Below are 14987 nucleotides of genomic sequence, written 5' to 3'. Positions count from 1 at the left end.
AAAGGATAGGTTCTCCCTCGATTTTCGTAAGGGTTTTCCCAAATCTCACCTCACAAAGCCATCCTAGACTTACGTCCAATGGGCACTGCGCGTTCAGAAGCTGACCATGGCCGAGTCATCCGACAACAACAATTTCAAAAAAGACTGCGGTAATGGTTATGAGTAAAGCGGACGCCTTCACCCAGGCAGGGAAAACCGCGGTGTTGCAGAACATCCAGGGAACCCTGCAATTCCTCCAGCGCTTCCCCCCTTTCAATCAGATGGAACACGCTCACCTGGCGTACCTGGTTGAACAATGTCAGCTGCGTTTCTATGCGCCCGGCGAGAGCATCATCAAGCCCGCCGATGGCCCGGTCGAGCATTTCTACATCGTCAAGCAGGGCCGCGTGGTGGGTGAGCGTCCCCACAGCGCCAAGGGCGGCACCGAAACCACCTTCGAAATCACCGGCGGCGAATGCTTTCCCCTCGCCGCCCTGTTGGGTGAACGTGCGACCCGTACCGAACACCTCGCGGCCGAAGACACCTTTTGCCTGCAACTGAACAAGCTCGCCTTCATCAAGCTGTTTGCCCTGTCCACCACCTTTCGCGACTTTGCCCTGCGTGGCGTCAGCAGCCTGCTGGACCAAGTCAACCAGCAAGTCCAGCAAAAAGCCGTGGAAACCCTCGGCACCCAGTACTCTCTCAACACTCGCCTGGGCGAACTGGCCATGCGTCACCCGGTGACGTGCGGCCCCGACACACCCTGCGCGAAGCCGTGACGTTGATGCACGAGCAGCAGGTCGGCAGCATCGTGGTGGTCAACGAACACAAGGCGCCCCAGGGAATTTTTACCCTGCGTGACCTGCGCCAGGTGGTGGCAGGCGGCACCAACGATTTCAACGAGTCCATCGAGCGACACATGACCCGCGCGCCGTTCTTCCTGAGCCCGGATCACAGCGCGTTCGATGCAGCGATTGCCATGACCGAGCGGCACATCGCCCACGTCTGCCTGGTCAAGGATCAGCGCCTGTGTGGTGTGGTGTCGGAGCGTGATCTGTTCTCCCTGCAACGGGTCGATCTGGTGCACCTGGCTCGCACCATCCGCAGTGCCCAGCGCGTGGAAAACCTGGTGGTGCTGCGCGGCGAGATCGGCCAGCTGGTGGAGCGCATGCTCGCCCATGGCGCGTCGTCGACCCAGATCACCCACATCATCACCCTGCTCAACGATCACACCGTGTGCCGGGTCATCGAACTGACGCTCGCCGAAAAAGGCGACCCCGGCGTGCCGTTCAGTTGGTTGTGCTTCGGCAGCGAAGGCCGTCGCGAGCAGACGCTGCACACCGACCAGGACAACGGCATCCTCTTCGAAGCCCGTGATGCGGCGCACGCCGCCGAGATTCGCGGCAAGCTGCTGCCCATCGCGCAACACATCAACCAGAGCCTGGCGTTGTGCGGCTTCACCCTGTGCAAGGGTAACATCATGGCCGGCAACCCCGAGCTGTGCCTGTCTCGCGCCGAATGGGCGCGCCGCTTTTCGGCGTTCATCCGTGAAGCGACGCCGGAGAACCTGCTGGGCTCCAGCATCTATTTCGACCTGCGGGTGGTCTGGGGCGACGAGCAAAGCTGCGATCAATTGCGTCGGGGAGTTCTCGACCAGGTCGCCGACAATCGTCTGTTCCAGCGCATGATGGCCGAAAACGCCCTGCGCAATCGCCCGCCCGTAGGACGGTTCCGCGAGTTCGTGCTGGCGCGCAAGAATGGCGAGAAAGCCACGCTGGACCTGAAGGTCCAAGGGCTGGGGCCGTTCGTCGAGGGCGCTCGATTGCTCGCATTGGCCCACGGCATCGAGGCAAACAATACCCTAGAGCGTTTTCGTCAACTGGTGGAAAAGCAGGTGATCGATCAGCTCGATGGCGCGGCCTACGAAGAGGCGTACCACTTCATTCAGCAAACCCGCATGCAGCAACATCAGCGACAGACGCGGGAGAACCTGCCCTACTCCAACCGGGTCGATCCCGACAGCCTCAACCACCTGGACCGCCGGATCCTGCGTGAGTCCCTGCGCCAGGCACAACGCCTGCAAAGCAGCCTGACCCTGCGGTATCAACTATGAGTCTGTTTTCCTGGCTGCGCCCGGCAGGTCCGATGTTATCTGGCCAACTGCAGCAACGCCTCAAGGACTTGCCGGTGGAGGCCGCGCTGGGTGAGTGCAGCCTGCGCGAACAGCGCTGGGTGGTGGTGGACCTGGAAACCACTGGACTGAACCTGAACAAGGACCGTGTGCTGTCCATCGGCGCCGTGGTGATCGAAGACGGCGCCATCGATTTCAGCCAACAGTTCGAACGCACCCTGCAATGCGCCGACATGAAAGTGGCGCCCAGTGTGCTGATTCACGGCCTGGGGCCCAGCGCGATAGCCGCCGGCACGGATCCGGCGCAGGCACTGATCGAGTTCATGGAGTTTGTCGGCGACAGTCCGCTGCTGGCGTTCCATGCGCCCTTTGACCAGCACATGCTCGGGCGCGCGCTGAAAGATCATCTGGGGTACAAGTTGCAGCATCCGTTTCTGGACGTGGCCGACATCGCGCCGCTGCTGTGCCCGCAGGCGAACATTCGCGAGGCCGGCCTGGATGAGTGGATCAATTGGTTCAAGCTCGAAGTGATCGAACGCCACAACGCCAGTGCCGATGCGCTGGCCACCGCCGAACTGGCTCTGATCCTGTTCAGCCGGGCGCGTCAGCAACAGATTCATAGCCCGTTGAACCTGCACCAGCGGTTGAGCCAGTGGAAACGGCGGCAGAATTCGCCGTCGTTTTGATCTGCGGCGCCTAATCGGGCGCCATCGCGGGCAAGCCCGCTCCTACAGGTGATGGGTGGTGTTCGTGGGTCCCTTGTGGGAGCGGGCTTGCCCGCGATGAACGATAACGCGGTCCATCGCCTTGTCCACCAGCCGACCAGCGGCCAATTGCTTCCCTCCCGCGCCTCTGCCACAATCGCGAACAATTCTCGTTAGTTAATACTTCTTAATCGGTGATGCGTCGTGGCGTCAGTCCCCAGCCCTCAAAGTGAACTCGTCGGTGCGTTGTATCGTGACCATCGCAGTTGGCTATTGGCCTGGCTTCGGCGCAACGTCGCCTGCCCGCAGCGGGCCGAGGACCTGAGCCAGGACACCTTCGTACGCTTGCTGGGCCGCGAGGAACTGACAGCGCCGCGCGAACCCCGGGCGTTCCTGGTGGCGATCGCCAAGGGCCTGCTGTTCGACTACTTCCGACGGGCCGCGCTGGAACAGGCCTACCTCACCGAATTGATGCTGATTCCCGAAGAAGAACACCCTTCGGCGGAAGAACAGCAAATGATCCTCGAAGACCTGAAAAACATCGACCGTCTGCTCGGCAAGCTGTCGAGCAAGGCCCGAGCGGCGTTTCTCTACAACCGTCTCGACGGCTTGAGCCACGCAGAAATCGCCCAGCGCCTCGGCGTTTCGGTGCCACGGGTGCGCCAATACCTGGCCCAAGGCATTCGCCAGTGCTACATCGCCTTATACGGGGAGCCCGTATGACCCCGGCCAGCTCCAGACCCGTCTCGGCACAGGTGCTGGACGCGGCGATTGCCTGGCAATTGTCGCTGGACTCGGCCAACCCGGTGGAGCGCGAAGAGTTCGCCAAGTGGCACGCCGCTCACGAGGAACACGCCCGCGCCTGGCGCCAGCTGGGCATGCTCGATCAGCGTTTCAGCGTGGTCAGCGGGCCGGCGCGCACCGCGTTGCTGCAATCACGCGAAGGCATTCGACGGCGGGTGCGCAAGCTGGGCAATGGCCTGGCAACCGTCGTAGCGGTCATCGGCCTGGCGCTGTTCGCCGGTGAGCGCTACCTGCCAGTCGATTACTGGCTGGCCGATCAACGTACCGCCACCGGCGAGCAACGCACCTTGCGCCTGAGCGACGGCACCGTGATCAACCTCAACACCCACAGCGCGGTGGATGTGCGCTTCGACGAGAAGCAACGGCGGGTAATACTTCAGGACGGCGAAATCCTCGTCGAGACGGGTCACGGCGACGCCCGGCCGTTCATCGTCGAAACCCGTGAAGGCAGCATGCGTGCACTGGGGACGCGCTTCCTGGTCAAGCGCGAAGAGGAAGGCACGCGCCTGAGCGTGTTGAAGTCCGCCGTGGCGGCGCATCCCGAGTCCAGCCCCGACGAACAGATTCTGCAGGAAGGCCAGCAAGTGCTGATGCGCAGCAACGGCCTGGGGCCGATCGCCGCGCTGGACCTCGGCGCCGACGCCTGGACCCGGGGCATGCTGGTGGTGGACAACGCACGCCTGGAGGACCTGGTACATGAACTGGGTCGCTACCGTCGTGGGCACCTTGGGGTCGCGCCGGAAGTGGCAGATTTGCGGATTACCGGCAGCTTTCCGTTGAACGACACCGACCTGGCGTTGAGCGCCCTGCTGCCGACGTTGCCGGTGCAGATCGAGCAGCGCACGGCTTGGTGGGTGACGGTGGCGAAGGCCGATGCGAAGCCTTGAGAGCGTTGGCGTCTGAAAGGGCGGCGCCATCGCGGGCAAGCCCCTGTAGGAGCGGGCTTGCCCGCGATGGCGGCCTATCAGCCCCACCGAACCCTCTGAATAAAAATTATTTTCATCCACCCCTATCACTTTGCACATCTCGTTCGGCACACAGGCAATTGAGAAGTATTCCCTTTCAGGAGCCATCCCATGTCCCGTTCGCTCGACACCTTGTTGCGCCCCAGTTTGCTGGCGGTAGCCATTGCCCTCTGTACCCCGCTGGCCAGCAGCCAACTGATCGCCGCTGAGCAAGCGTCCAGCGTTCGCGCCTATAACCTGCCGGCTGCGCCTTTGGCCAGCACCCTGAACCAGATCGCCAGCCAGTCGGGCCTTGCCCTCGCGTTGAACCCTTCCCTGGCGGCGGGAAAGACATCGGCTCCGGTCAGCGGCCAGTACGACGCCGTTGGCGCCTTGCGCGCTGCCCTGCGTGGCACCGGTTTGCAACTGGAACAGAGCGGCACCGGCACCTACAGCCTTGTGGCCGCACCTGAGGGTGTGATGGCGCTGCCGGAAACGGCGATCATCGGTGTCGAGAACACCGAAAACGCTTGGGGGCCGGTCGAGGGATATGTGGCTACCCGTACGGCTGCCGGCACAAAAACCGATACGCCCATTGTCGAAGCACCACGCTCGATGTCGGTGATCACCCGCGCGCAGATGGAAGATCGTGGCGTGCAGAATCTCGATGACGCCGTGCGTTACATGCCAGGCGTGATCGCCAGTAGCTACGGCAGCGACTCGCGGGCCGACTGGCTGCGCGTGCGTGGCTTCGAACCGACCCAGTTCCTTGATGGCCTGCCGCTGCCAAAAGGTTCCTACGCCAACCCCAAGGCCGAAACCTGGGACCTGGAACGCATCACGCTCCTGCGCGGGCCTGCCTCTTCGGTATACGGCCAGACTCCACCGGGCGGCATGCTCGATATGGTCAGCCGCCGTCCAGATGCCATTGCCAGCCACGAAGTGCGCGCTGAAGTGGGCAGCAATAACCGCAAGCAGATGAGCTTCGACAGCACCGGCAAGATCGATGACGAAGGTCAGTTTCTCTACCGCGTCGACGGCGTGGTGCGTGACAGCGGTATGCCGGTCGACCACACCGATGACAAGCGCTATAACTTGGCACCGAGCCTGACCTGGAATGTCGACGATGACACGCACCTGACATTCCTCTCGCAGTTCACTCGCGACGATACCGGGGTCAGCGGTCAATTCCTGCCATTGCAAGGCACCAAGCTGGCCTCGCCGGCCGGGGCGAAAATTTCCCACCACAAGAACCTGGGTGATCCGGACTCCGATCACTATGATCGCACCTACTACGCCCTGGGCTACGCCTTCGACCATCGCCTGAACGATGTCTGGCAGTTCAAACAGAACCTGCGCTATACCAAAAGCGATCTGTCCTTCCAGCAAGCCTACGCGTCCTTCGGTGACGTCGTAGCGCCGGACGGCACCCTGAGCCGCTTGGTCGACAAGGTCGACGAGGACATCAGCCAGTTCGCCGTCGACAACAACCTTCAGGCTGACTTCCAGACCGGTGCGCTAAGCCACGTCGTCCTGCTGGGCCTGGATCACCAGCGCACCAACACCAACTACAAATGGCTGGAAGGCACTGCGCCAACCAGCAACGTGATTCACCCGATTCGTGGTGCGGACTTCTCAAATGTTTCCTACGCCACGTTCTACGACTACAACCAGAAGACCAACCAGACCGGCCTCTATGCTCAGGACCAGATTTCCTTGGACAAATGGCGCCTGACCTTGGGTGGCCGTGAGGACTGGATTCACAGCGCGACGACATTCAACAACCAGAACGATGCGACCAACACCCAGCGCGACAAGGCCTTCAGCGGTAATGCCGGCCTGAGCTATGTGTTTGACTCCGGTATCACCCCCTACATTTCCTACACGGAGTCGTTCCAGCCGTCGATGGGTGCCGACGCCCGTGCGACCGAGGGATTCAAGCCCACTGAAGGCAAGCAGACCGAGATCGGCGTGAAGTACCAGCCGCCGGGCAGCCGCACCCTGCTCACCGCTGCCGCGTTCGACCTGCGCCAGGAAAACGTATCGGTTTCGCAGAACAACGTCACCAGCCAGATCGGCGAGCTGAAAGTGCGCGGTATTGAGCTTGAAGCCACGTCCGACGTGACCGACAACCTGAAACTGGTGGGTTCCTACACCTACACCGATACCGAGATCCTCAAGGGCGACGATAAGGGCAACCGGATGAAACTGGTCCCGCGTAACCAGGCCTCGTTGTGGTCCGACTACACGTGGCACGCGGGCGTGCTCGACGGGTTCGGCGTAGGGGCTGGCGTGCGTTATGTCGGCGACACTTACGGCAACACCGCTAACACCGCCAACGGTCATGTAGGTTCCTACACCGTTTACGATGCCGCCGTGCATTACGACTTGAGCCGCCTGAACCCGGCGCTGGCAGGGATCTCGGTGGATGTCACCGCGAAGAACCTGTTCAACAAGGATTATCTGTCGACCTGTGATGGCACGTGGTGCTACTACGGCGACGAACGTAACGTCATCGCGGGCGTGAACTACAAGTGGTAAGCCACTGAGCGGTGCGCAACCACCCAGGGGTCACGGTCAGCCGTGACCTTTTGGCATTTGGATGGGTTATGAAAAGCAAAACAATCCGCCGCTGGTCCTTCGTCCACACCTGGACCAGCCTGATCTGCACCGTGTTCCTGCTGATGCTGGCGCTCACCGGACTGCCGTTGATCTTCCATCACGAGATCGATCATCTGCTGGGTGACGCGCCGGAGTTGAAGGTCATGCCGGCCGATACGCCGCAGCTTAATTTGCAGCAATTGGTGCAGGCAGCAGAAAAACACCGTCCCGGCGAAGTCATGCAGTATTTCGGCTTCGACGAAGACGAACCCAATGGCGCCATTGCGATCATGGCAGCCACCGCTGGCACCGAGCCCAACTCGTCGCACACGTTCATGCTCGACGCCCGCACCGGGCAAGCGCTGGAAATGCCGTCGGCCAACGGCGGTTTCATGATGTTCATGCTGCGCCTGCACGTGGACATGTTTGCCGACTTGCCGGGCAAGCTGTTGCTGGCGTTCATGGGCATCCTGTTCGTGGTGGCGATTGTCTCCGGGACGGTGTTGTACCTGCCGTTCATGCGACGGTTGAAATTCGCCACCGTGCGCCAGGACAAATCCACCCGCCTGCGTTGGCTCGACCTGCACAACCTGATAGGCGTGGTCACTCTGACCTGGGCGCTGGTGGTGGGCGTTACCGGCGTCATCAGCGCCTGCGCCGACTTGCTCATCGCCCAATGGCGCAACGACACGCTCAGCACGATGATCGCGCCGTACCGCGATGCGCCGCCGCTGACCCAACTGGCCCCGGCCACCCGCCTGCTCGACATCGCCCGTGAGGCGGCACCCGGCATGCGTCCGGATTTCATCGCCTTCCCCGGTACGCGTTTTTCCAGTGAGCACCATTACGCGGTGTTCATGAAAGGCAGCACGCACCTGACCTCGCACCTGTTGACGCCAATCCTGATCGACGCCAGCAATCTTGAGGTCACCGCCGTGGTCGAGCGCCCCTGGTACATGGACGCCATGGGCATGTCGCAGCCTCTGCACTTCGGTGATTACGGCGGCATGCCGATGAAAATCCTCTGGGCCACCCTCGACGTGCTGACCATCATCGTGCTCGGCAGCGGTGTTTACCTGTGGGTAGTGCGGCGCAAGGCCGCCAAACCCGTCTTGGAAAAAGCCGAGGCCAGCGCATGAGGCCCCGGCAATCGAACTTCTGGAAAGTCTTCGCCACGCCCACGGTGATCGCCTTGCTGACCGCCGCAGGGTTGTTTGCCGCGTTGCTCGGCGACGGCGCCTGGGATGCGCTGAGCTGGCTCGGCTTGGGCATTCCCGCCGCCCTGGCCCTGCGCGGCCTGCTGCGTCGACACTAACCGCCCCCTGTAGGAGCGAGCTTGCTCGCGATGCGGTGTATCAGTTGATAGCAATGCTGGCTGACACACCCATCGCGAGCAATCGAGCGTCGACCGGCTGCTCCTACAGGGCGGTGGAGTATTCAAGCCCCTGCCCCAACACGCTATGCTGCCCACCTCCGCCACCGCCCGAGACGCAGCCATGTCCACCCCGAGCATGACCCTGTACCACAACCCCCTCTCGCCCTTCGTTCGCAAAGTCATGGTGCTGCTGCACGAAACCGGCCAGCAGGACCGCGTCGCGCTGCAAAACTGCGTACTCACCCCGGTCGACCCGGACCAGGCGCTGATCGACGACAACCCGCTGAGCAAAATCCCGGCCCTGCGCCTCGCCGACGGCAGCGTCATCCACGACAGCCGGGTGATCCTCGACTACCTCGACCACCAGCACGTCGGCAACCCGCTGATCCCCCGCGAGGGCTCGGCCCGCTGGCGCCGCCTGACCCTGGCCTCGATGGCCGACGGCATCATGGACGCCGCCGTGCTGGTCCGTTACGAAGTCGCCCTGCGTGCCCCGCAAAAACACTGGGCCGAGTGGCTCGATGGCCAGCGCGACAAAATCCGCCGCGCCCTGGCCCTGCTGGAAAAAGACGCGATCGCCGAACTGACCAGCCACTTCGACGTGGCCGCCATCAGCGTCGCGTGTGCCCTGGGCTACATCGATCTGCGCCACCCGGACCTGGCCTGGCGCGAGGCCAACCCGCAGTTGGCCGCCTGGTATTTCGACGTGAGCCAGCGGCCGTCGATGGTGGCAACGATGCCCAAGGTTTAGGTTTTCGCTGACAGGGTTGGCCTCATCGCGAGCAAGTCGAATCGTCGCCCCCACAGTTGATCGCGTTGTTGCTCACGGCTCGATCTAAGGAGGGAGCGACGGGGCGACGATTCGATCTGCTCGCGATGCCATCCCACCGGCTCCGACGCAAACAACTCACAGACCAATACCACCAGCCTCTCCCCTTCTCGCTGATCCTCCCGCAACCCCAGCGACCGGCTCATTTCACCTCTCCCAGATCAAACGCCACCGGCTTGGCCACCTTCTGGCCCACCCCATACCAATCCAGCTTTCGGGTCAGCACCATGAACACCCCGAGCAACCCAAACAACAACCCCGAGCCCATCAACAACGCGTAGTCCTCGGCGCTCAGCAACCCGTAAAGCAGGCCATACAAAGCCGCCAACCCTGCCGAGAAGCTCAAGCCATGGCGCAAGCTGTGCAGCACGTGGCAGACGTAGAAGCCGATCAACACCACACAGGCACTGGCCGACGCGAGATAGGCCAGGGCGAAGCCGATGTGTTCGGACAACGACAGCAACAGCAGGTAGAAGAACGCCAGGGCCACCCCCACCAACGCGTACTGCACTGGGTGCACCGCGAGGCTTTTCAGCACTTCGAAGAGGAAGAAGCCAGCGAAGGTCAGGACGATGAACAGCAGCGCGTACTTGATCGCCCGGTCGCTTTTCAAATACTGATCCACCGGGTCGATGAAGCTCACCCCGAAGCTGCGGCCATTGAACGCTTCGCAGCTGCGGCGCAGCACGCAATCGTTCAGGGCTTCTTGCAGGTTGGTGGAGAAAAACGTTGTTTGCCATTCGGCGGAGAAGCCTTGGTCGGTGATGTCACGCTTGGCCGGCAGGTAGTTGCCGATGAAGCTGGGGTGCGGCCAGTTGGCGGTCAGGGATACGCTGCTGGTTTTGCCCACAGGCAGCACCTGCAACTGCCCGGTGCCTTGCAGCTTCAGGTTGAACGCGAATGCCAGCTCGGTGTTTTGTTTCGCATCCAGCGCCGGCAACATCACGTGAACACCCTCGCCCAGCCACCCCACCTGACTGCCCGGCACGAAGTCCAGGCGCTGGCCGTTGAGTTCGAGTTTCAGGGCGTTCTCGATGCCGCGAATGTCGCTGATGCCCACCGCCAGGAACGGCTGGTCGAACTGGTAATCGGCAAAGTCCTCCTTGATGCCCAGTTGCGCCGGCAGGGAAAAATGCCCGTTGATGCGATTGTCAACATGGAACAGTCGCGCCTGATAAATACCCCGGGCGCGCAGTTCGGTGGCCACCTCGCCGTCGAGTTCGAAGCGCTCCGGCAGGAAGTACAGGCGACCGCGCTCCTCGCCCACCTCCTGATAACGCTTGTTGGTCTTTTCGTTGAGTTTCCAGGTACGTACCACCTTGCGATACGGCACCACCATCAGCGGCCCGCTCAATTGCTGGCTGTAGCTGGAGCTGCGGGCGATGTCTTCCAGCACACCGTCACGCAGTTGCTGGCGCTCCTGGATGACGCCGTTGATCATCAACAGCGGGATCAGCAGCAGCAAAATCAGCAGGGCAATGGCCCCGAGTTTCAAGGTCAGATTGCGGTTCATGGGACTCTCCCTGTTTGGATAGGGAGAGTCTGGGCCCGGTATGTGGGCGCTTTATGTGGGGTTTATGGAGATTGTGTGGAGACAGGGTGGGCCCGATCCTACAAGAACCGCGCTCACCTGTAGGAGCGAGCTTGTCGAAGCGTCGAACCGTCGCGATGGCGGCAACTCGGTCTCAAGGCAAGCACAAGGTGACTTCCACCCCACCCTCAACATTGCCGATCCTCAACACTCCACCATGCAACTTGGCCACTTCCTCGACAAAATTAAGCCCCAACCCGGTGCTCTTGCGCCCACTGTCCGGACGCGGCAGCGAATAGAAACGCTCACTTAAACGCGGCAATGCATAGTCGGGAATCGCTTCAGCCTGGTTGAACAGTTTAAATTCGACCTGCCCGCCAACTCGTGCGGCACTGAAACGCAACAGCCCCTGAACCGGCGTGAAATCCAGGGCATTTTCCAGCAGATTCGCCAGCGCCTGGCGCAGCAGGAACGGCTCACCGTTCACCAGCAGATCATCAGGAATAGCCCGTTCCACGCGCAACTGCTTGCCTTCGATACGCCCGGCCTGAGCACCCAGCAACTCATCCACCAGACCCGCCAGCGGTACCGCCACGCGCTCTTCCAGCCCCTGACGTTGTTCCACCAGCGCCAGATTCAACAACCGCTCGATCAACTGCTGCATCCGCACGCTTTCATTGTCGATGTTGCTGACAAAGCGCTGGCGTTGCGTCAACGGCATCTCGCCCTGCAACAGCTCCGCCGCACCGCGAATCGCCGCCAGCGGGCTTTTCAATTCATGGGTAAGGGTGTGCACGTAACGCTCCACGTAAGCCTTGCCCTCGAGCTGGGTGCGCATCTGTTCCACGGCCGTCGCCAGTTGCTCCAGCTCGCCGCCACGGTAGTGCGGCACCTCAACCCGTCGCCCCTCGCTCACCGCCTGCGCATATGCGGTCAGGCGTCGCAATGCTGCACTCAGCCACCACGACAATAACGCGCCGAACAACAGGCCCAAGCCGATCAACCCGGCGCCATAGGCCAACAACCGACGCTCGGTGCGATCCACATAGGGCTGCAGCGAACTATTGGGCTTCGCCACCGTGACCACGCCTATGATCTGGCCGTTGTCGCGAATCGCCGCGCCCACGTGCATCACCGAAGAGCTGGCATCGTTCGGATCGCTGCGAGTCGAACGCGCACCGTACTCGCCGCGCAGGGTCAGGTACACATCGTTCCAGCGCGAGTAATTCTGGCCGACAGCCGTGCCGCTGGAATCCAGCACCACGATGCCCTTGGCGTCGGTGACGTAGATGCGATGGTTGACCTGATTTTTCGGCAAACCCCAGATGCTCGCCTTCGGCTGCCGTTCGCCGTAGGCCTTGAGCAACTGCGGCCAGCGGTTCTGGTTGAGGGTGCCGGCCTTGAAGTCGTCGCGCAGGATCTCCGCCATCAGGTTGGCCGTGTCCACCAGGGTTTCCTCCGTGGACTGGCGCACGCCGGGGCGGATTTCCTCCATCACCGTACTCAGCACGAAATAACCGGTCAGGCCAACGAACAGCACATACACCAGGAAAATCCGGATGCCCAGCGACATCAGCTGTTACCCGGGCTGTAGCTGTAACCGAGCCCGCGATGGGTCTGGATCGGCTCGGCGTCGGCCTTCACCCCGCGCAACTTGGCGCGCACGCTCTTGATGTGGCTGTCGATGCTGCGTTCGTAACCGGCGTCAGGAGCCACGCCAAGCGCATCGAGCAACTGCTCGCGGCTGAACACCCGCTCGGGTTGCTCGAGCAGGCATTGCAGCAGGCGGAATTCGTGACGGGTCAGGGTCAGCGGCTGGCTGCGATAACTGATCTGCACCCGCTCAGGGTCGATACGAAAAAGTGTGGAATCTGTTTCAACGGTCGTTCTCGGCGCCACGCGCTTGAGGATCGCCCGAACCCGCGCCGTCACCTCGCGGGGGCTGAACGGTTTGACCACGTAATCGTCAGCGCCAATCTCCAGGCCCACCACCCGATCGATCTCCGCGTCCCGCGCCGTGAGAAAAATCACCGGGACCTCGGAGAAACGCCGCAATTGCTTGCAGGTTTCAAAACCTGTGATGTCAGGCAGGCCGACGTCAAGAATGATCAGGTCCGCCGGCGTCTGTTGCTGATGCTCCAGCGCCGCCGCTCCAAGGGTCAGCCACGTGGTGCTGAAACCCTCGCCCTGCAAGGCAAAAATCAGCGTATCGGCAATCGCCGCTTCGTCTTCGACAATCAGGATATGAGGCATGGCGTCCGAGCCCGGTCAGTGGAGTGGGCGAACGGTGAACCAAGGGGCGGTGGACGTCAATCCACTAGAGTGAGTCAGCGTGACTATCAGTTCTGCTAGTGGCCAAAAAATAGAAATACGTCAATGCTGCGTGCTCCAGTCAACACGCATTGCAAGAGAAAATCGCCATGTCGGGCTCATCTGTTCAAAGACTTCTGTGCCTTTACAGCTACGACCCATTGGACCGTCAGACCGGATTTTCATACCCGGGTGGCTCACCGTTGCAGCGCTTTTACCGCAAAAACCAAATTTGTACGGAGCTCCAAGGCAACCTGCAAACCAGTTTTTTTCAAAACGCTAAACAACCTTTGGCTGAACTTTGCCAAGAAAATGGCAAGACAACTACGGCCTTGCTGGCAGCCGACCAACAATTCTCAATACTAAAAGCAATGGATGTGACTCAGTTACAGGCCATTGCTTATTCACCCTACGGTTTTCATCCTGCCTGTAGAGGTCAGTTAAGCCTACTTAATTATAACGGCGAACGACCAGACACTATTACCGGACACTACCCTTTAGGCAACGGCTACCGCGCGTTCAATCCAGTATTAATGAGATTCAATAGCCCGGACAGGTGGAGCCCTTTTGGCCGCGGGGGCATTAATGCATATGTTTATTGCGCGGGTGATCCTATCAACCGACGTGATCCAAATGGTCGGTTCTGGTTTAGCAAAGGGTCGTGGTTTAATTCACTGCTCAAGGGTCTCAATAAAAATTTATCGAAGAGATCCACCACTACGCACCCTTCTAGAAAGCTCACTGACACGACGGTACGCCTGCTTAATGAATCCCTCGAAAGGCTCGGAGGAGAAAAAGCAGTCGCCAAACTCGCAAAAAAAGCAAAGCTCACTCCAAAGCAATATTTTACAAAAAAATCTTCTTTGACCAATCAACTTAAATCGAACCCACATGAGATTTTTTCAGACTCCCCGCATGAACTGGTGGATGAAAATATTAAATTATTGATTGCACGGGAAGTGGCATTAACAGACCTGCAGGCAGCATTTGGTGCTAAAAATAATTTTAACCATGATTACTACAGTGGGCTTATTGAGCAGACAAGAGACTACATCGAATTGAACCGTGACCTGCGAAATACCTGGTCAGGCGGATTGCCCTCTTCCAGGCTTTTGGAAGATCCTTCAGCAGGTGATTTTTTTCACAGGCCACCGCCACCCTCATACGAAGATGCGCTGAAAAATCAGTGAGGGACCGGATGCCCCACAGAGAGGGGGAAACGAGTATCCCCCTCTCAACAATCCGGCTTATCCGCAGTGTATCGCCGAGCCGGGTTCACCGCCGCGCCAAACTCGCGCAACGCCTTGGCGCCGATCAGCAATGGATAGTTAAAGCTGCTGCGGTCGGTGAGGTTGACCTCGACGGTGCGCTTGACGTTGCCCAGGCACAGTTCCAGGTCGACCACCGGGCGCTTGGTCGGTGACGCCACTTCTTCGTCGTCATCCTCTTCGGAGCGGGTCTTGATCTTGCTGATGCGCGCGATCTTGTGCTCGTACACCTTGTTGCTCGCGCCCTTGGTGGCCAGGCGGAACCGCACCCAGTCTTCGCCGTCGCGGGTGAAGGTTTCGATGTCCTTGGCCGACAGGGAGGCGGTCAGGGCGCCGGTGTCCATTTTCGCCTTGAGCACTTCACCGCCGATTTCCGGCAGGGCGATGTATTCGTAGCGGCCGTACAGGGTGGGTTCGGCGGCCATGACTGGCAGGGCGACGAGGGACAAAATTGCGAGTAAAGATTTCACGTGATCGGTGTCCTTTAGAAAGGGGCAGCGGGATTTTAGAC

At 60.7% G+C, this 14987-nt stretch carries 12 protein-coding genes and 1 pseudogene; 9 read left to right on the top strand and 4 right to left on the bottom strand.

The annotated features are described in order from the left end of the window. Nucleotides 1-158 precede the first annotated feature (158 nt). The 8 genes and pseudogenes from AB4N33_RS23980 (at nucleotide 159) to AB4N33_RS23945 (ending at nucleotide 9289) form a co-directional block, all read left to right on the top strand. Nucleotides 159-2092, top strand: a pseudogene (locus AB4N33_RS23980) (putative nucleotidyltransferase substrate binding domain-containing protein). Continuing rightward, nucleotides 2089-2796 carry a 3'-5' exonuclease gene (locus AB4N33_RS23975; protein ID WP_476458389.1) on the top strand — a complete coding sequence of 236 codons (708 nt, stop codon included), beginning with the start codon at nucleotides 2089-2091 and terminating at the stop codon, nucleotides 2794-2796. The pseudogene AB4N33_RS23980 and the gene AB4N33_RS23975 overlap by 4 nt, the downstream one beginning before the upstream one ends. Nucleotides 2797-3018: 222 nt before the next feature. After that, a complete protein-coding gene (locus AB4N33_RS23970; RefSeq protein ID WP_460120238.1) occupies nucleotides 3019-3537 on the top strand; it encodes an RNA polymerase sigma factor in 519 nt (172 codons plus the stop codon). Next, nucleotides 3534-4505, top strand: a complete 972-nt coding sequence (locus AB4N33_RS23965) for a FecR domain-containing protein (RefSeq protein WP_476458388.1) — start codon at nucleotides 3534-3536, stop codon at nucleotides 4503-4505. The genes AB4N33_RS23970 and AB4N33_RS23965 overlap by 4 nt, the downstream gene beginning before the upstream one ends. 189 nt (nucleotides 4506-4694) lie before the next feature. Further along, nucleotides 4695-7103 (top strand): TonB-dependent siderophore receptor, encoded by a 2409-nt coding sequence (locus AB4N33_RS23960; RefSeq protein WP_476458387.1) that lies wholly within the window; start codon nucleotides 4695-4697, stop codon nucleotides 7101-7103. 68 nt (nucleotides 7104-7171) lie between these two features. Then, a complete protein-coding gene (locus AB4N33_RS23955; protein ID WP_476458386.1) occupies nucleotides 7172-8302 on the top strand; it encodes a PepSY-associated TM helix domain-containing protein in 1131 nt (376 codons plus the stop codon). Continuing rightward, on the top strand, nucleotides 8299-8478 hold the full coding sequence (locus AB4N33_RS23950; protein ID WP_460120230.1) for a hypothetical protein: 180 nt from the start codon (nucleotides 8299-8301) through the stop codon (nucleotides 8476-8478). The genes AB4N33_RS23955 and AB4N33_RS23950 overlap by 4 nt, the downstream gene beginning before the upstream one ends. 145 nt (nucleotides 8479-8623) lie before the next feature. Beyond that, nucleotides 8624-9289 carry a glutathione S-transferase gene (locus AB4N33_RS23945; RefSeq protein ID WP_476458385.1) on the top strand — a complete coding sequence of 222 codons (666 nt, stop codon included), beginning with the start codon at nucleotides 8624-8626 and terminating at the stop codon, nucleotides 9287-9289. A gap of 220 nt (nucleotides 9290-9509) precedes the next feature. Here AB4N33_RS23945 and creD read toward each other — a convergent pair whose 3' ends face one another. The 3 genes from creD to creB all read right to left on the bottom strand — a co-directional run bounded on the left by creD (nucleotide 9510) and on the right by creB (nucleotide 13151). Further along, nucleotides 9510-10880 (bottom strand): cell envelope integrity protein CreD, encoded by a 1371-nt coding sequence (gene creD, locus AB4N33_RS23940; RefSeq protein WP_476458384.1) that lies wholly within the window; start codon nucleotides 10878-10880, stop codon nucleotides 9510-9512. A gap of 172 nt (nucleotides 10881-11052) precedes the next feature. Next, a complete protein-coding gene (gene creC, locus AB4N33_RS23935; RefSeq protein WP_476458383.1) occupies nucleotides 11053-12471 on the bottom strand; it encodes a two-component system sensor histidine kinase CreC in 1419 nt (472 codons plus the stop codon). After that, nucleotides 12471-13151, bottom strand: a complete 681-nt coding sequence (creB, locus tag AB4N33_RS23930) for a two-component system response regulator CreB (RefSeq protein ID WP_476458382.1) — start codon at nucleotides 13149-13151, stop codon at nucleotides 12471-12473. The genes creC and creB overlap by 1 nt, the downstream gene beginning before the upstream one ends. Nucleotides 13152-13318: 167 nt before the next feature. Here creB and AB4N33_RS23925 point away from each other — a divergent pair, with 167 nt between their 5' ends. Beyond that, nucleotides 13319-14398 carry an RHS repeat-associated core domain-containing protein gene (locus tag AB4N33_RS23925; protein ID WP_460120220.1) on the top strand — a complete coding sequence of 360 codons (1080 nt, stop codon included), beginning with the start codon at nucleotides 13319-13321 and terminating at the stop codon, nucleotides 14396-14398. A gap of 44 nt (nucleotides 14399-14442) precedes the next feature. Here the strand turns inward: AB4N33_RS23925 and rloA2 are convergent, their stop codons facing one another. After that, a complete protein-coding gene (rloA2, locus tag AB4N33_RS23920; protein WP_460120218.1) occupies nucleotides 14443-14946 on the bottom strand; it encodes a retropepsin-like aspartic peptidase RloA2 in 504 nt (167 codons plus the stop codon). Nucleotides 14947-14987: the final 41 nt, after the last annotated feature.

The sequence above is a fragment of the Pseudomonas sp. S1_E05 genome, assembly GCF_056337105.1.
This window is presented reverse-complemented; position numbering and strand designations above follow the sequence as displayed.